Origin of the sequence: Streptomyces sp. NPDC091972 (assembly GCF_044756385.1) — a bacterium.
In the GTDB taxonomy this organism is placed as follows: domain Bacteria; phylum Actinomycetota; class Actinomycetes; order Streptomycetales; family Streptomycetaceae; genus Streptomyces.
In genome coordinates this window covers 169,510-186,610 of record NZ_JBIVSV010000015.1, presented here as the reverse complement: position 1 = coordinate 186,610, position 17,101 = coordinate 169,510, and the positions used below count along the sequence as shown (strand labels likewise).

Below are 17,101 nucleotides of genomic sequence, written 5' to 3'. Positions count from 1 at the left end.
GGGCGCTGACCATCATGAAGGGGCCCGGTTTGACGGTGCTCACCGTGGTGCTGGCTGAGATTTCTCTTTGAAACCGGCCGGACAGCCCGTATCCCGGCCGATATGACAGGAAACTCAGAAGTCCGGTCGAGAAGGTGGCCATAGTCCCCGTCACGTCCCGAGGAGCCCCCATGAGCAGTGTTCAAGGCCCTGCCGACTCTGCGACCGGCCTGCCCGCACGATACGTCCATGTCGAGCACGTGATGGGCACCGTCGTCTCCATCGACCTGCGCCGCTGCGGTAAGGATGAGGCCGAGTCGGGTGCCCGCCGGGTGGTGCGCTGGCTGCACGAGGTCGACGCGCTCTTCAGTACCTACCGCCCGGACAGCGCTGTCTCCCGTATCGGCCGCGACGAGTTGCTGCCGGAGCAGGCGGGCGTCGAGGTGGAATTGGTGCTCGGCAGATGCGAGGAACTCCGTCGGGAGACTGCCGGGTACTTCGACGTGTGGGCGACGGGGCTGCTGGACCCGTCCGCCCTGGTGAAGGGCTGGTCGTTGCAGCGGGCCGCGGACATGTTGGCGGAGTGGGGGTTCACCGACTTCTGTCTGACGGCGGGCGGAGACGTCATCTGCCGGGGCAGTCGCGGCGGCACAGGCGGAGACGGTCCGCCTTGGCGGATCGGGATCCAGCACCCCCAGGACCGCGGCGCCGTGGCCGCAGTGGTGCACGCCAACGACCTCGCGGTGGCGACCTCGGGAACCTATGAGCGCGGTGCACACATCATCGACCCGCATACCCGAACTGCCCCCACCGGCTTGTTGTCCGTCACCGTCTGCGGCCCCGACCTGGGTACTGCGGACGCGTACGCGACCGCGGCCTTCGCCATGGGACGCGGAGCCGTCGACTGGACACTGAGGCTCGACCGGTACGAGGCAATGACCGTGTTGGACGACGAACGCGTGTATGTCACCCCGGATTTCCCCCTGGCCGATCCAGTAAAGGAGTCCCCGTGACCACGCCCGGTCTCTCCCAGCAGCCGCCGCCCAAGCCGTCCGCTCGTCCGCGCAGCTGGCCCCCGCCGTCCGTGCCCCCCTCTTCCCAGCGCTACGTACGGACGGCTCGCAAGTTTCCCGCTCCCCGGCGCCCGCTCGTCGTCGACGCGCTGGCCGCGGCCGCCGGACTCGGTCTGGGCATCTCACTCGCGCTCAGTATCGGCGCCCAGACCGTCAGCGCCCTGAACGCGCCGGGCGGTCTCGCCACCGCACTCGGTCGCGTCGCCGGCATGCTCAGCGGCTACGTCATGGTCATCGTCATCCTGCTGTCGGCACGCATCCCCCCGCTTGAACGCGCCCTGGGCCAGGACCGGCTGATCGTCTGGCACCGGCGACTGGCTCCCTGGGGGCTGTACCTGCTGCTGGCCCACGCCGTGCTGATCACCGTCGGATACGCACGCGCAGCGCGTACCGGGATCCTGGCGGAGATCGGCCGACTGCTGTGGAGCTACCCCGGTGTCCTGTCAGCCTCCGTGGGCAGCACCCTGCTGTTGGCCGCCGGGATCACCTCCTACCGGCGGGCGCGACGCCGGATGAAGTACGAGACATGGTGGGCCGTCCACCTCTACACCTACCTGGGCCTCGGCCTCTCGTTCGTCCACCAGATCGACACGGGCGCGCCGTTCGTGGGGCACCCGCTGGCTACGGCCTGGTGGACCTCGCTGTGGGTGGGCGCCCTCATCGTCGTCCTCGCCTTCCGAGTCGGGCTGCCGCTGTACCGATCCGTCCGGCACGACCTGCGCGTGGCCCAGGTGTCCTGCGTGGGGCCGAACACGTGGTCCATCGTGCTCCGTGGGCGGCAACTGGAGAACCTTCCCACGGCGGGCGGCCAGTTCATGATGTGGCGGTTCCTGCGCCGCGAGATGTGGTGGCAGGCCCACCCCTACTCGCTGTCGGCCGCGCCCCAGGCGGGTCATCTCCGCATCACCGTCAAAGAGCTGGGCGACCACAGCACAGCCCTGCCCCGGCTGACTCCGGGCACCAGGGTGGCGTTCGAGGGCCCGTACGGGGTCTTCACCGCCGATGCACGCCAGTCCCGGAACGTCCTGCTCGTCGGCGCCGGCGTGGGCACGACCCCCATCCGCGCCCTCCTCGACGACCTGCCGCGAGACACCCACGTCGTCGTCCTGCTGCGTGGCAGGCGCCCCCAAGACATCGCCCACCTCGACGAGTTCGAGCGTCTGATCACCAAACGTCACGGTCTGCTGCACACATTGACCGGCCCGCGGGAGGAGGTCCGGCTGGACGCGCCGTCCCTGCACGCCCTGGTCCCCGACATCGCTGACCGGGACGTCTTCGTTTGCGGCCCCGACGAGTTCACCCGTGCGGTCGTCACCGCCGCCGGGGATACCGGGGTACCCGCCCGCCACATCCATCGCGAGGACTTCGCGTTCTGAGAACCCGCACCAGCCGCAGTCCCCTCACTATCTGGAGATTCCCATGCGACGTGCACCGATCGTCCTGGTCGCGACCGTGATCGGCACCACCGGCGTGCTGCTGTTCAAACCCCATGAGCTCACCCCGACGGTTGCCTCCTCATCCTCCTCTTCATCCTCGCCCTCTTCCTCGACCGGCCAGGACGCCACCGTCTCGAAGAGCGGCTCTACCACTACCGTCACCGGTGCGGTCATCAGTACCCAGTTCGGCGACACCCAGGTGCAAGTCACCATCAAGAGCGGGAAGATCACAGACGTCAAGCCACTGCAAATCCCCAGTAATGAGCCCCAGTCCGTGCAGATCAGCAACGCTGCAATCCCGGCCTTGCGCCAGAGTGCCCTAGCCAAGCAGAGCGCCGCGATCGACGTGGTCAGCGGTGCGACCTACACCAGCCAGAGCTATGCCGCGTCCCTCCAGTCTGCCCTGGACAAGGCTGGCTTCAAGGCGGCCGACGGCTCCACCGCACCCACCACGGCACCCACCGGGGCCGAGGAACACGGACACGGCTTCGGCGGCGGGTTCTTCGGCGGCTAGCGGTGCTTCGTTAGGTCTAGTTCTGCAACGATGTTTGCTGATTGCTGGGCAGTTTTCAGGGGCTGTGGCCGCGTCGTTTGTAGTGGCTGATGCGGGCTTGGTGCTGGCGTCGTCGGCGCCATGTCGACCATGCAGGATGTGTTCGATGGGGGTGGGGCAGCGGTCGGTGAGGCAGGCGGGGGCGGCCGTGCCCAGGGTTATGTGACGGTGCCAGTCGGGATAGCGGCGGACTTGGCTGTCGTCCGGGCCGTATTCCTGCTTGGCGGCTTGGAAGCATATCTCGACCGCCCACCGGCTTCCGGCGATACGGATGAGCTCGTCGAGTGTGGTTTCGGCGGGACAGTAGGCGATGTAGTAGAAGATCTCCCCGGGCCTGCTGACGCTGCGGCGGGCGAGGGCCCAATGCCGGCGGTCCTCCCGGTGCCAGGGCCGCACCGGGCCCAGTCATAGATCTGTCGGCCGTGGGCGCCCTCGCCGCAGGAACGGCGTGTCCATTTCTGCCGCGGCAGGCCGGGGAACAGGTCGTAACGGGGTGATCGATGGACCAGCGGGTGACGACCGTGTCGTGCCGGGTGGTGGCCATGACGTGGAAGGCGTCCGCCTGCTCCAGTTCGAACCGCCAGCCCTTGCTGAACCCGTAGGCCGCATCCGCAGTCACCCAGCCAAACGGAATCCGGGCTGCTATGGCCTTGCGGACCACCGCCTTGGCCATCCACCTTCGTCTCAAACGCGATCTCGTCGCCGATGCCCGCCATACGGCAGCGTGCCCCTCGGCGAAGTTCAGGTGAGCCCGCAGCACCCGCAGGGCTCTCCGCCCACGCTCCCCGCGCCACGGTGTCGTTTCGATCCGGTCGCGCAGTGCGGCGAGGACTTCGTACGCTTCATGCCGGGAACTCAGCGCGATGGTGGTGCTGATTGCATCCGAGGCGCTGGCCCACACCGGCGGACGTAGTCCAGGGCGCGCGACTGCCCGGAACGCAGCGCGATGTTGCGGATGTGCCGTCCGCCTTCGTGCTCCGGGTGCAGCAGGAGCTGCGTGAGCTGGTCGACGGTGCCGTCGGCACGAGCCACGTGGCAGGCGATGGCTGCGGTGACCCGGTGACCGTGCTCGGCCGCGCCCTGGTGGTCCGCGCGCAGGACGACGCTCCGGCGGTCGGAGCCCAGCCCGCTGTAGCTCCCCGCCGCTTAGCGGCCGGTGAGATCGCCAAGCAGAGCCAGGTCAGCCGCAGCCGGAGGCAGCCGGTGAAGGCCCAGTCGCTCGCTCGGGTGAATTGGACGTCGGGGTGAGTCCGTCTGCTGGGGTGTGGTGTGGCACTGTGGGGTCGTCTCGCAAGGACGTGGACGCCACCCAGGCCCGCTAAACCCACGGGTGGTGTCCGGAGCCGACCTTCAATCGGTGCCAAGCGAAGACCTTCAGGATTGCCGTCCTGGAGGCCTTCGTATGCCTGGCCCCGCATCAGAGGCAGACGTCCCCAACGCGGCTCGACCGAGAACGACTCGGAGTGCCGCCAGAGGAGTCGTGACCCGTTCGACACCGCCCCGACCTCGGCCGATTCGGGACCAAACAGAGGGCGATTGCCTCTGACTGGCTCCGAGCAGCTCGGGTCGAACCCCGGTCGAATCGGAGCGCTTTTCTCTGACTGCCTCCGACCTCCTCTGCAGCCCGACCAAGCGCGTTGCAGAAGGCCGTGAGTTTGCAGGTCAGGGCCCGTCGTCGGCTGTTCGGATCACGCGGACAGAGCGAGGTTGTGCATGTGCGCGACCGCTTGGACGGCGTGATGGAGGCCATGGCCGTGCTGTCGGCAGTCCCAAAGGATCTTGTAGTTCTTCAGTCGGCCGATCGCTTGCTCGACCCGCACACGGTCCCGGCGATGCTCGGCGTTGTCGGCTTCCTCGCCGACCAGCAGCGCCCGGCCGGGTCGTTTGCGGTGCGGGACGACCAGGCCGGTGTTGACGTAGGCGCCGTCGCCGAGCATCGTGCCTCCCTGGCACTGCTCCGGCAACCCGCAGTTGCGCCAGACATGAGCGTCGGCCATGTTGCCCGGAGCCGGACGGCGGTGGCCACGACCAGGCGGGTATCGGCATCGATGATGACCTGCACGTTCGCGGAGAACCGGTAGTTGCGGCTCGAGGCGCCGACCTTGCGGTCGCGGAACGGGATGAGGGTGCCGTCGACGATCCACAACCGCTCCGTGGTGCAATGAGGCTGTCCGTGCTGGAAGGCCGACTTCTGATTCAGCAGGGCAGAGCAAACGAAGGCATCAGGGTGCTGCAGGCTTTGGGACAGGAAGCCGCCGAAGGGTCCAATCTCGAGTTGGCCGCTCAGATTCGGCAAGCCCTGGCCGACAGCCTTGCCGACCCCCGTTTCCAGACGCTGTCTAACCCATAACGCACTCGGTGCGCCGCTGCGTCAGTGACCGCTTCCCCCCCCGACCATTCGAGGCGGGCGCCGCTTCGCTACGAATCCTGGTGCCCGACCAGCAAGACCACGATCTACAGCTGGAGTACCAGCCCCGGCACCAGTCGAAAAGGTAGGTCGGGCGAAGGAAAGGCGGCCGCGGCACGGCAGGCATCGAGAAGGCGTGCCTAACCGATCTCTTCTGGCCCATCCATGACCAGGGCCCCGGCCATGTGAGCCGTCGCCACTGGTCCCAATGATTTCCTCGGACAACCCGCTCGACGCGTCCGGTTCCTCGGCAGGGCGGCCTGCCCTGCCTCGCTCTCTCAATTCAGACAGCAATTGTTACCACGTCTGCCTGAGAGCCGGGGGCCGTAGGAGGCCGTGTCAAGCGGACGCTCAGCGCGGTGGAATACAGAGTGCTCCTCATCTCGACCGGCGGGGCAGGCCAGCCCCGATCAGGTACAGATCCTCCCTCAGCGCGTCGGAAACCGGCAGTCGCCTAACGGGAGCCGGTGGGATGTCTAAGCCCTGTGCACTCGGGAACTCGGAGGAAGGCACGCATCACCGGTCTAACCGGCCTCCTGAGCTCGTCGTGAAGGAAGGGAAGAGCATCATGACTGTTGCTGGCACCCCGATGAATCTGGCCCAGCCAGCCCACGTCGGGATCTCGGTCTCGGATTTGGATGCCTCCGTCGCGTTCTACCAAGCTCTGACCGGACGGGAACCCGTTGCGCAAGGGACTATGGACAGCGTCCCGTTCGGTGGCTCCCAAGGCTTGTCAAACGCGAAGCTGCGATATGCCACCATCAACATAGAGGGTCTCGGTATCGACCTCATTCAGTTCCAGGACCCGGTCGGCGAGCGCACCGACGGGAAGGCGAACCGGCCCGGGTCCATGCACCTGTGCTTCCAGGTCGACGACTTCGAAGCTGTGTATCAGCGGATGCGGGAGGCCGGGTACGAGTTTCTGGGCGACCAGTACACGTTCCTGGCGGGTGAAGTAACTCCTGAGGGAGCCCTGGGCACCAGGGTCGCGTACTTCAACGACCCGGACGGCACGAATCTGGAGATCATCCAGCCCAAGGGAGGGTTTGCCCGCTGACACCCGACGCCCCTGGCAGCTCGCGGATGGCCTCTAACGGACTGGGGCCCTGGCACGCGAGTCGGTTACGGCTGCGGAGCGGAAGCGGCGGCCTCCGGGGGCGTGAGCCGACAGGATCCAGGTATGGCAGATGAATGGCCCCCGACCCGGGCACTCCTTCTCCCATCGAATGAGCACCCAACTGGACGGTGGACCCTCCTTCGACCTGCACATCACCACCCCAAGGGCCCGGTCGAGCGTGGACATCTCCACCTTCAGGATCGGGCGTCACGGCGGCCCGGACGAGGCAGACCTTGCCTTCCTTGACCGCCTATACGGCCTGTTCGGCCATCGTGGTCACCGGAGGGCGAGCAATGCTCAAGACCTGTGGATCAGCCCCGGGTGGAATGCGGAGGGCGTACCTTCCCGAATGATCCTGTGATGGTCACCGAGTAGGCCCGCGTTGGCGCGCGGGTCGGGAAGGCACGCCCGCGCTCAGCGTAGTCACCGAGGATGGCTCCACCCAGTCCGGCTCCCTGATCGACGAGATCGTCCGTGAGGGCGTCCGGCGGATGCTCGCCGCGGCGCTGGAAGCGGAAGTCAACCAGTACATAGCCTGGTTGGCTGCCGAGACTGATGAGGCGGGCTGACGTTTGGTGGTCCGCAACGGCCATCACCGGCCCAGGACCGTCGTCACTGCCGCCGGCCCGGTCGAGGTGCGGGCACCGCGGGTGAACGACCGCCGCGTGGACGAGGCCACCGGCGAGCGCAAGCGGTTCTCCTCCAAGATCCTGCCGCCGTGGTGCCGCAAGTCCCCGAAGGTCTCCGAGGTGCTGCCGCTGCTCTACCTGCACGGACTGTCGTCCGGGGACTTCGTGCCCGCGCTGGAGCAGTTCCTGGGCTCGACGGCCGGTCTGTCGTCGGCGACGGTGACCCGGCTGACGCGGCAGTGGGGCGATGGCGACTTCGTCTACGTGTGGGCCGACGGGGTCCACCCGAAGGTCCGGCTCGGGCAGACACACTCGTGCGTGCTGGTCCTGCTCGGCGTCCGCCTGGACGGGACCAAGGAACTGATCGCGCTGGCCGAGGGACTGCGCGAGTCGACCGAGTCGTGGGCGGACCTGCTGCGCGTGTCGGATGGCGGGAAAGATTTCAGTTGGCACCTCGCTGACCAGGGCACTGAAATCTTTCGCGAGGTGACCTACATCACATTTGCCGCACGAAAGATTTCAGTGTCTGATCCACGCGCAGGCCAAGCACGGGAGGATCGTCACTCACCGTGAAAAGAGCAGCTCATCGGCAGCGGCGGGCCTGAAGCCTCAGCGTCACATAGCGCGTTCGAGGGGACAGGGCAGCAGCCTGATCCTCGGCGCAGCAGTCGGGGCCTACCGCGGAACCCGGCCGTTGTGCCCCTTCACGGAGGGGGCGGCGACCCGCACTGACTCGACGATCCGAGCGATGAGTCGCGTCGTGTCCTGCGGCGGCGTTTTACGCCATGCCTGATTTAGTGGCAACGCTCGAACCGGAAGTGGGCGGGCTGCAAAGTCAGCAGGAGGTCTGTCATGCGATGCTTTTCGGAGCCGTGGCAGCTTCCTTGGTCGAGGTTGACGTGCGCCCCGGGCAGTGGAGTATGAGCCGACCCGGTTGTCGCTGACGGCTTCACCGATTTCTGTACGCCGTCCAATCAAGGAGCTTACGCCCCCAGGATTGCAGGGCCAAAACCCATGGCTAAAGCAGCGGCACTGCGAATCTCTGCCCAAATCCTGTTCAGCGGCGACCCGTGGTCTGCCGCCCGGGCGACACTTTGACGACACCGACCGCAACGTCGGCTGGCAGCGCTCCGACTGCGGCTTCCTCTACCCCTGGCGCCGCACATCACCGAGCAGCTCCAGGCAGCAACGCGACCCGGTCACCGCGGCCGCCAAGCTCACCGTCATCAGCGAGATCCTCGACAGCCCGGACCCTGCCGATGCCGCCCGGCGCGTCTTCCGCGCCCCTCACCCAGCGACACTCCGCGATTTCGACCCCGGCCTGCCCCCGTACATGCACCGGGCCAGCCCCCACCTACACGAACTGCTCAGCCAGGCCCTCGACGGGCAGGCCTTCGCCGAACTCTCTGCAACGCGAACTTGAGCATTCCCGCAAGCGCAACAGCGAGCAGGGACACGGCACGCCTTCTTGGGGCAACAGCGGTCCCCCTACCCCGTAGCGAAGCCGTCGGTGCAACCGCCCCGGACGGCGCCGCGCCGCTTCCTGCAGTCCTGCTAGCTGTCTGTGGCGGAGACGGGGAAGAAGCCGTGCCGGCCCGGGCCGGTACCGGTGAACCGGTAGCTGCGGGCTTCGGAGAGCACGTCGACGGGCGGGTCGCCGTTCTCGATGATGACCGCCTGTCCGGGAAAGTCGAGCATGTCCCGGTAGAAGTGGTCCACCACGTGGGAGGTCAGGTCGACGTCCTCGCCGACGGGGTCGTCGGCGATGGGGTCCCGGTAGGTCACCACGGGCGAGTCGAGGACGATGAAGCCCGGATGCGGCCGGTCGTTGCCGAGGCAGAACTGGGCCAGCGCGGTGGTGAACGCCGAGTGCAGGACCGAGCGCACACCCTTGCCCCGGCTGGCTCGGGGGCGGCCCCCCGCACGGACGTCCATGGCGTACTGGTCGTACTCCGCGAACTCCACCGAGGGGACCTTCCACGCTTCCAGCGTGCGCCGGAGCATCTCGTCGAAAGACGACAGGATCCGGTTGGGAACGTACTCAGCAGGCCGCTGCCCCGGTCCGACCGTCTCTCCGTCCAGCCGTGAGCGCCGCTCCTCCAGTTCGTCGATCCGCACGTGGAGCTCCAGGCTCCGCTCGATCTCCGAACGGACCTGCAGGTGCTCCTCCATGCGCTCCCGCAGCGGCGCCAGCTCGCCTTCCGTCGCGCGGATCTCCGCATCCATGCGGGCCGTCTCCTGCAGCAAGGACGTCCGCCGCGCGCCGAGCGCGGCGAACTGGGCACGCAGGTCTTCGATCGTGGGCAGCAGATCGGCCAGCAGGGCACTGGTCTTCGCGGTCTCGTTCTGCACCGCGAGGTGCAGCTGAGTCGTCTCGTGCTCCCCGTGCCCGGGATGTTGGTGTTCTGGCTCGGCACCGCAGAAGACACACGTGCCCACGCGGAAGTAGCCCAGAAGGCTGCCCGCCTCGGTCACCATCTCCAGACGGGCGAGGTCGGAGCGGTACTGCTCCTCCAGCAGCCCGAACCGGGAGACCAGGTCACCCACTTCCGCCAGGCGCGACTCCACCGCGGACAGCTCCTCCGCCGCCCTCATCCGAGCGGTGACCGCCGCGAGGTGACGGTCGGTGATCACCCGTAGCGTGGTGGAGTGCTCGTCGATGGACGCCTGCAGGCGTGCCTGACGGTCCCGCAGGTCCCTCACGTTCTCGTTCGTGGTCAGCTTGCTCTGCAGATCGAGGATGATCTGATTGAGCAAGGCGATCTTCCCCTTGTTGACGCGGCGCTGCCCGGCGTTGAGGCCGGTGTCGATGTCCGGGTCGCTGTCCCCGGTTAAGAGAAGCCGCATGACCGAGGCCGCCACGGTCTTCCCGCTCGCGGCGGACGAGTGCAGGACCGGGGACAAGGGGTCGACCATGCGGGTCTCGGGAATCACGCAGAGGTGCACGAGATCGCGCAGGGCCAGGCCGCGGCTGCCGCCCGCCTCGTTCTTGCGGATCCTCAAATCCGCCAGCCCCAGCTCGCCCAGCAGGAACAGCGAAAGGCTGTTCTTGCTGCGCGCCGTGTGAGCCGCGGTCACCTGCGTATCGGCGAAACCGGTTACCAGATCCCTCAGATCGTCCCGGTAGATGTGGATGGTGTTGCTGCGCGGTGCGCGCATCAGGGTCAGCGCAGCTCCGCTCGGAAGCCGCAGGCCGAGCAGGATCTGGCTGTAGCCCTCGGCCTCCGGGACCTCGGGCGTTCGGGTGCCGCCGAGCATGTAGTCGATGGACTCGACGATGAACGACTTGCCGGTGTCGGAGGCCCCGTAGATCACCGTCAGTGCCGGGTCGAACTCCACGCTCGCGGTGGGCTTGCCCATGCCCGCGTAGGTGAGATGCACCAGCCGCAGATCATCCACGGTCGGCACCGCCCCGTACGAGTCCGGCGAATGCGCGGTCGACGATCCTCTGTGTCGCAGCACGGGAGTCCGAGCGTGCCGCGAACTGGTGGACCGCCCACTCGGCGCGCTCACGCAGGGACTCGACGTAGGGCGCCTCCAGGACGTCGACGAAGACCGGCCCCCGGTCGGTGGCTGCGTACATCAGGCCCTCGCTGCGGTCCACTATGCCCGCAAGGCCGGCCCTGATCAGCACTAGGAGGGCCTCTTCCAGCACGGCTCGCTTCATTCCGAGCTCTCCCCCACGTCCCGGCAGGCCGGGATGGAGACTGGGAGGCCCGTCGTATTCACCGCTGTGGAGCAGCACGTGGTCCAAAGCGACCAGCTGCGCGAGGTCCATGGGTTCGGGGTGGCTCTCGGCCAGGAGCACGAGGGCGCGTACGCCGACCTCAAGCGGGCTGTTGAGCGGGGTCACTTCTCTCCCTCCCTACACCATGTCAGACGCTCCTCGTTCGCCAAGTGATGGCATACCCCTTTTCGGGCCTTTGGCTCCACGAAGGGAACCAGGGCCGTCGGGGTCAGCTGGACGGTCCCGGCGGCCTCCATGACGGCACCATGCCGCTCCCAGCCGTCCGGATACGAGCGGGCGGCCACCTCCACGACGATGTCGTACACGTCCTGCTTCACCCGCTCGAAGTAGGCGGGTTTGGTGGCGTCGCGGGCGAACACGCGCAGGGCCTCGGCCGCGTAGAAGGCCACGCGCTGCCGCTTGAGGTGCTCGTCCGCCTCCTGGACGCTCGGCACGTGTTCCAGGCTGTCGATCGTTCCGGGATAGCGCTCGCGGTAGATGTCGACCAGCTGCTGGACGTAGCGGGTTTCGTCCGCGCTGTGCTGGGGCGGAGGGACCATCTCCGTGGGTCCCTGATCGAACGGGGCGAAGGGGAAGCGGTCCGCCCAGTGCGGGGTCGTCTTGTGTAGTTCAAGCATCTCGTCCAGGTCGACGCACTCGAACATGGCGAAGTCTGTGGCCGCAGCCAGATCCCGGACGGCTGCTCGCTGGTCATCGGTGAGGCGTGTCACGAGCTTGTCCTTGGTCGTTGCCAGCTCCTGCAGGAACTTGGCCCGGCACTCGGTCGGCTTCGCGAACTGGCGGGGCAGGCTGCGCGAGATGATCGGCGCGACGAACACATAGCGGGTGGGGACGGTGAACTCGCCGGCCGCGGCCGCCACGAACATCTTGCGCATCTCCTGGGCCGCGGTCGCCCAGGTCACGGCAGCTGCGTACCGCTTGCACTGATAGTTGTGCCACGGCCCCTCCAGCCTCTCCCGCGACAGGTAGCCGGCCACGTCGATACCGTGGTCTCCAGAGCCGCCATGCCGTTCGACCAGCACGTACTTGGCGTCCAGAGCCGGAACCCACTCCTTGACGAACTCTTCGAACTGGTTCGGGTCGTAGAAGGTGACCATCTGCTTGGGTGACGGCATCGGCGCCATACGCAGCGTAGGGGGCAGCACTGTCAGCGGAGGCGGCTGTGCGCCCTCCGGCCCCTCGTTGCGCGAATCCGACACCCCGTCATCCCCCCGTTGCGCCAGGCGACATCAACCAATATCACTCCTGAGCAGACGCGATTCATACCCGTGGCCCCTGTGCCCAAACGGCTGGTAAGGACGCTGTCGCTGAGCACCGGATACGGCGCTTCGACGGCGGGCGCTGGAGCGCGGCGTCCCGGAGGCGCGGAGCGCGACATGGTGCTGCACCGGCGCTGGGTATCAGCGCAGGTTGGTGAGCCAGGTGACCTTCGCTGCCGGCGCAATCTTCTCGTTCACCAGGGTCTCGGTCCGCCGGTCCCACGCGGGGCCGGTGGTGGCCATGACGAACTCGTCCGCGCTGAGCTCGTCGATCAGGCCCTTAAGGGCGGCGCAACGCCGCGCTTCGGCGTGTTTCGTCGGCTCGAGGCGATCGCTGATCTTGGCTTCGCCGATGACGATCGGGCCGTCGACGACGGCCCAGAGGTCGACCTCATGGTCCGGGTAGCCATCCCGGCGTACGACCGCCTCGGGCATGTGCTGGAAGGAGTGCGCCGGCTCCGCGAGCGCCGCGAGAGCGAGGATCGGCACCTGGATGTTCGAGCGCAGGCCCTGGTAGGCGACCTCGTCGAGGCCGTAGTACCACTGCGGCTCCAGCTCTTGTCCCTTCCAGGCCGATCGGACGATCGGGGTGTGCTGCCGGCAGCGCTGGCAGCGGAAATGCGCTCCGATGTCTTCCAGCCGGTAGAAGGCCGTGCCGACACACTGCCCGCAGGTCAACAGCAGGCCCCGGGTCGCGATGGACCGTTGCAGGTAGCCATCCAGCAACTGCCGGGCACTTTCCTCGCTCCCGCCGGTCATCGTGCGGACGTCGGCGAGCGTGAGGTACTTGCGGCCCTGGTAGACACGCCCGGGCTCTTTCCCGGCGGAGATCCACCCGGACAGCAGGTTCGCGGCAGGACCCTCCTTGAGATCGGCGGCCAGGGCTGCGAAGTCTCCCCACAGTTCGATCATGCGTCGGGTGTAGCGGCCCTTGTCGGACTCCTCCAGGGTGACGCCCGCCCCCGCGAGGAGGGTGCTGAACACCTGACGGGCTGTCGGGAACCGCAGCCGTACTTGGACCAGCAGTTGGGTCAGGGAGGTCCCGGTGACGGTGAAGATCCGGCCGTGGGAGTCGATGCTGATCCCGGATGTGCTGGAGCGGACTCCCCACGAGGTGCCGTCGGCGGTGATCACGTCGTTAAGGGCCCACCGGGCGGGAAGGACGGCTTTGGGGTCCAGGACGTCGACCTGCCACCGGCAGGAGTCCGGCTGGACCCCGGCCGCCTCGCTGGGCAGCGGGATCTCGACGTTTCGTGCCTGGTCGGTTCCCAGGAACGGCTCGTGCAAGGTGTCGCCGACGTGGGCCTTGTCGAGCGGGTGGAGACGGCGGCGCACCGGGAGATCCGCCGGGGCACAGACACGCACGCCCAAACGGCCCGGGGAGCCGGAGGTGGCCATCTGCCCCCACGGGGTGGCCAGCAGCTGGTCACGGACTTCCTGCAGCTGGTCCTTATCGAGGGTGAGCGACGACAGCAGGACGGGACGGGCGGAGACCGGCGGCACCGCAAGATCGTACAGGAGCCGCATCAACTCGGTGTACACCTCCCGGCTGAGTTCTTCGGTGTCCGGGCCGCGGCAGCCAGTGCGCATCCCCCACCACACGCTGGCGGGTGTAGGAGTAGCAGAAGTCCTCGGCGCTGTCCCCGCATATGACCACCAACGGCTCACTGTCCGCGTCCGCGTCGAACGTGGTGAACCAGGAGCAGCCCAGCCGGGACTGCGCCAGCGGCATGTCGTCCAGGAACTCCTGCTCGGTGTAGCCGACGCCGGTCTCGGTCCGGCCCGTCCACGCGAACCGCAGCACCTGGGCCAAGTCCTCCCGGTCCACCGGGACGGTGACGTGGTCCACCTCGCCGCGCTCCCGCAGCCGCGCCAGATGCCCCGGCGCCACCAGGCTGGTGCGCGCGGCAACGAGCAGCTGCACCGCCGGCGGCAGCCCGTCCACGTCGAGGCCGGATGCGCTCGGGCTGAAACGTCCGTCCGCACATGTCCACCAGCCGGTGCGGCGGCGCCTCGTCCGCCCGGAACTCGGCTGTTACCGCCACCTGCGCCGACGCCAGCGGAGCCATGTGCCTTCGGATACGGTCCCCCAGCTCCTGCGGCGCCACCCTCCCCGCGCCCCCGGCCGACAGGAGCTGAGGCTCGAGCATCCGCCGGGCCTGGTCCTGGTCAACGTCGTTCTCCCGAGCCCATCGCTCAACGATCGAGGCGAGCTGCGCCTCGTACGCCTGAGGGTCCGACCTCTGCAGGCCCTGCCCGGTCCGGACAAACACCGCCCAGTGATCCGTGTCGAAAGCCTCCGCGAGCCGCCAAAACGGCTCCGCGACCTCCCACGTAGGCGAACAAGCGATCAGACCGTGGCCGTCACCACCCCACGTGCGCGCATAACCCTCCACCATCCGCAGCACGTCCGCCCGCCAGTCCCCGCCCGAATACACCAGACTCATGGCACGCGGGGGCCGCACATTCCGCTGCACCAGCCGATAGCCCAACGAGTTCGCTTCAGCCATCCCCGCCCCATGTGACGCCCTGACCACGTCGAACCGACGCAGATCGACGTGGCATCTCCGCACTCCCGCGCCCCGGAAATGCCCAAATTCAACGTATCAGCGGTCATCGCTCGGGCCCTCTCTGCTGAGCCGGGCCCGCCTGGACGAACCTGGGGAAGCGACGGCTGTACCTCGTACGGCGTGTGTCGTGTTCGCTGTCGACCGTCTACCACCTGCTGGGGCCGCTAACGGCGCGCGGGTATCTGGTACGAGTGCTTGAGGGGTGCGCGCCCGGGCCGCGGGTTCCCTTTCTGCACCGGTCCTTCCAGCGGCACCTGAGTCGGTCAGCTCCAGCCATCGAGCGTCATGAGGTCTCCGCCCACAAGGTGGCTGTGTAGAGCCTGTGCATTGGTGGGCACGAAAGCTCTGGGGACGGCTGCAGCATCAACCCAGCACACTTGGCGGTGCTTACCGGGTTCGCGATTCTCCAGCGTCCCTGACCACTCGTGCACCGCGAACACAACGGTCAGGTAGCCCTGTGAGGCGGCCACCCCCCATGCGCTATGAATGATGTGAGCGACACGCAGAGCGGACGGGTCCACCAGAAGACCTGTCTCCTCGTAGAGTTCCCGCACAGCAGTCGCGGTCACGGGCTCGCCCGGCTCGCTCTTTCCGGAGGGTAGGTCCCACATTCCCTGCCCGAAAGGGGACTCGTGACCGCGCTGCAGCAGAACGACGCGATGTGCTGCGGTGTCGTGCACGATCACAGCTGCAGCGAGCAGTGGGGTGGCGGCAGTACCACAAGTGCTCGGTCTCTGGCCGACCGGGTGCTGTTGCTTCGCCACGTACGCCCCTCCAAAGTGTGAACCGCGAGCGCATCATAGGCTCCTTCGACGGTGATGACCTGATGGAAGAGCACAGCACACCACCCAGGTGCGACCTTCCAATGATGGACACGTTGTACCGATTACGGATGGATTGCCCGCAGTAGGAGTGTTGAGTTTTAGGTATGGCAGACGTTAAGGTTGCGCATCTTCTAAAATGGATGGGCAGGTACTTCGATTGCGTTCCGTGGAATCCATATCAGAATCCCGCCTTGTCGTCATAGGGGCTAGCGTCAACATTGCACGCGTCGCGCGTGAAATCGGCTGCAGGACCGTTTTCGTCCAACAGCCCGGGTCGCCGGTTGAAAAGCTCGTAGACACCCGCTCAAACCTCTACTCCGTAGATTTTACCGATGGCCGGTTCATTGATTTCGTTGATTTCGTTCTGCGCCCATTGCGGCCTGACGCAGTGGTGTCGGTGACGGAAAGGGGGCTACTGCCCGCCGCGATTGCAGCCGAGCATCTGGGACTGCCAGGAGTCCCCCCGGCTGTAGTGAGCCGCCTACGTGACAAGACTCTGATGCGCGCGCACATGCAGGAGAAACTTCCCTCCGCCACGGTCCGTTTCGCCGAGCCTGCCAGCGGGGTGGAGGCAGCTGCCATCATGCGATCCTGGGACTGCGACGTCATCGTGAAACCTAAGGACGGAACCGGCAGCACAGAAATCAGGCACTTCACCAGACCGGAGGACCTGGAAGGCGTCGGCTGCTTGGCCTCCGTGATCATGGAGGAGTACATCGACGGCCCTGAGTACAGTGCCGAGTCGTTCAGCATCGACGGCAAGCACGCACTCCTCGCTGTAGTGGAGAAGCATGCGACAGATAACTTCGTTGAACTCGGGCATGTGGTGCCAGCCGGCACACTCGGCCCTGGGGATGCTGCCAAGATTGAGGTGGCTATTTCCGAATTCCTGCGCGCTATGGGCCTGACAGACGGCCCGGCGCACACGGAATTCAGGATTTCCGCTGGCAAGGTGAAAATCATCGAGTCGCACAACCGTGTCGCGGGCGGCAGTATCCCGGATCTGGTGCATGCCGTGACCGGCGTCAACCTCAAGCGCTGGAGCCTGGGCTGGCCACTCGGGCTCCGCGAAGCTGACTGCCGCTCACAGCCCACGGCAGCGGCCGCCGCCGCTGCTTTCGCCACCGCCCAGCCAGGGCGCGTCGTGTCCGTGGACGCGCCCTCCGTACCGGCGAAGGCGGAAGGAAACGTGCATGAGTCTGTCACTGTTTTCGTCACACCCGGTGATACTGTCCGTGAACTGTCCTGTTCCCGTGAGCGGGTGGGCTGCGCGACGGCCACTGGCGCGACACCTGAAACGGCGAAGGCCCGCGCGGACGAGCTGGCCCGGAAGATTACTGTGACGACCCGCGAGAACTGACGGCTTGGTAACGACTTGGTCCGGTGCGGGCTGCCCGCACCGGACCAAGCTCTCCTTTGGCTGCCCGGGGCACACCCGGTTTGGTCCCCCACTCCGATGTCGATGAAAAGCCCGGTCCAAATGTTCCTACCTGGGCGATTCCCAGC

General features: G+C 67.0%; 14 protein-coding genes and 3 pseudogenes. 9 read left to right on the top strand and 8 right to left on the bottom strand.

Annotated features, from left to right (window positions below; genetic code table 11):
- Positions 1–170 precede the first annotated feature (170 nt).
- The 3 genes from ACIQJT_RS35220 to ACIQJT_RS35210 are packed head-to-tail and all read left to right on the top strand — an operon-like array spanning position 171 to position 3,002.
- Positions 171–992 carry an FAD:protein FMN transferase gene (locus ACIQJT_RS35220; protein WP_402649819.1) on the top strand — a complete coding sequence of 274 codons (822 nt, stop codon included), beginning with the start codon at positions 171–173 and terminating at the stop codon, positions 990–992.
- A complete protein-coding gene (locus ACIQJT_RS35215; RefSeq protein ID WP_402649818.1) occupies positions 989–2,428 on the top strand; it encodes a ferric reductase-like transmembrane domain-containing protein in 1,440 nt (479 codons plus the stop codon). Before ACIQJT_RS35220 ends, ACIQJT_RS35215 begins: the two co-directional genes overlap by 4 nt.
- A gap of 43 nt (positions 2,429–2,471) precedes the next feature.
- Positions 2,472–3,002 carry an FMN-binding protein gene (locus tag ACIQJT_RS35210; RefSeq protein WP_402649817.1) on the top strand — a complete coding sequence of 177 codons (531 nt, stop codon included), beginning with the start codon at positions 2,472–2,474 and terminating at the stop codon, positions 3,000–3,002.
- A 78-nt stretch (positions 3,003–3,080) separates the two neighbouring features.
- Here the strand turns inward: ACIQJT_RS35210 and ACIQJT_RS35205 are convergent.
- Positions 3,081–3,766 (bottom strand): annotated as a pseudogene (locus ACIQJT_RS35205) (transposase); the annotation flags it as partial.
- Between the two features lie 232 nt (positions 3,767–3,998).
- Between ACIQJT_RS35205 and ACIQJT_RS35200 the strand changes: the two are divergent.
- Complete coding sequence (locus tag ACIQJT_RS35200) at positions 3,999–4,289, top strand: hypothetical protein (protein ID WP_402649816.1); 291 nt, start codon at positions 3,999–4,001, stop codon at positions 4,287–4,289.
- A 440-nt stretch (positions 4,290–4,729) separates the two neighbouring features.
- Here ACIQJT_RS35200 and ACIQJT_RS35195 read toward each other — a convergent pair.
- Positions 4,730–5,193: pseudogene (locus ACIQJT_RS35195) on the bottom strand (transposase family protein); the annotation flags it as partial.
- A gap of 21 nt (positions 5,194–5,214) precedes the next feature.
- Between ACIQJT_RS35195 and ACIQJT_RS35190 the strand changes: the two are divergent.
- The 4 genes and pseudogenes from ACIQJT_RS35190 (at position 5,215) to ACIQJT_RS35175 (ending at position 8,617) form a co-directional block, all read left to right on the top strand.
- Entirely contained in the window at positions 5,215–5,391 is a 177-nt protein-coding gene (locus tag ACIQJT_RS35190; protein WP_402649924.1) for a hypothetical protein, read from the top strand.
- 604 nt (positions 5,392–5,995) lie between these two features.
- The gene (locus ACIQJT_RS35185) at positions 5,996–6,505 is read left to right on the top strand and encodes a VOC family protein (RefSeq protein ID WP_402649815.1); all 510 of its coding nucleotides are present in this window, start codon (positions 5,996–5,998) and stop codon (positions 6,503–6,505) included.
- A gap of 515 nt (positions 6,506–7,020) precedes the next feature.
- Positions 7,021–7,614, top strand: a pseudogene (locus ACIQJT_RS35180) (transposase); the annotation flags it as partial.
- Between the two features lie 493 nt (positions 7,615–8,107).
- Entirely contained in the window at positions 8,108–8,617 is a 510-nt protein-coding gene (locus ACIQJT_RS35175) for a hypothetical protein (RefSeq protein WP_402649814.1), read from the top strand.
- A gap of 131 nt (positions 8,618–8,748) precedes the next feature.
- On the opposite strand, the gene ACIQJT_RS35170 is transcribed toward ACIQJT_RS35175, so the two are convergent.
- From ACIQJT_RS35170 to ACIQJT_RS35145, 6 genes are all read right to left on the bottom strand, one after another.
- On the bottom strand, positions 8,749–10,593 hold the full coding sequence (locus ACIQJT_RS35170; RefSeq protein WP_402649813.1) for a hypothetical protein: 1,845 nt from the start codon (positions 10,591–10,593) through the stop codon (positions 8,749–8,751).
- The gene (locus tag ACIQJT_RS35165) at positions 10,586–11,047 is read right to left on the bottom strand and encodes an ABC-three component system middle component 2 (RefSeq protein ID WP_402649812.1); all 462 of its coding nucleotides are present in this window, start codon (positions 11,045–11,047) and stop codon (positions 10,586–10,588) included. The genes ACIQJT_RS35170 and ACIQJT_RS35165 overlap by 8 nt, the downstream gene beginning before the upstream one ends.
- On the bottom strand, positions 11,044–12,066 hold the full coding sequence (locus ACIQJT_RS35160) for an ABC-three component system protein (protein ID WP_402649811.1): 1,023 nt from the start codon (positions 12,064–12,066) through the stop codon (positions 11,044–11,046). Before ACIQJT_RS35160 ends, ACIQJT_RS35165 begins: the two co-directional genes overlap by 4 nt.
- A gap of 276 nt (positions 12,067–12,342) precedes the next feature.
- Complete coding sequence (locus ACIQJT_RS35155; protein WP_402649810.1) at positions 12,343–13,704, bottom strand: hypothetical protein; 1,362 nt, start codon at positions 13,702–13,704, stop codon at positions 12,343–12,345.
- A complete protein-coding gene (locus ACIQJT_RS35150) occupies positions 13,652–14,146 on the bottom strand; it encodes a hypothetical protein (RefSeq protein ID WP_402649809.1) in 495 nt (164 codons plus the stop codon). The genes ACIQJT_RS35155 and ACIQJT_RS35150 overlap by 53 nt, the downstream gene beginning before the upstream one ends.
- Before the next feature lie 888 nt (positions 14,147–15,034).
- Entirely contained in the window at positions 15,035–15,472 is a 438-nt protein-coding gene (locus ACIQJT_RS35145) for an NUDIX domain-containing protein (protein ID WP_402649915.1), read from the bottom strand.
- A gap of 289 nt (positions 15,473–15,761) precedes the next feature.
- Here ACIQJT_RS35145 and ACIQJT_RS35140 point away from each other — a divergent pair, with 289 nt between their 5' ends.
- On the top strand, positions 15,762–16,955 hold the full coding sequence (locus ACIQJT_RS35140) for an ATP-grasp domain-containing protein (protein ID WP_402649808.1): 1,194 nt from the start codon (positions 15,762–15,764) through the stop codon (positions 16,953–16,955).
- Positions 16,956–17,101: the final 146 nt, after the last annotated feature.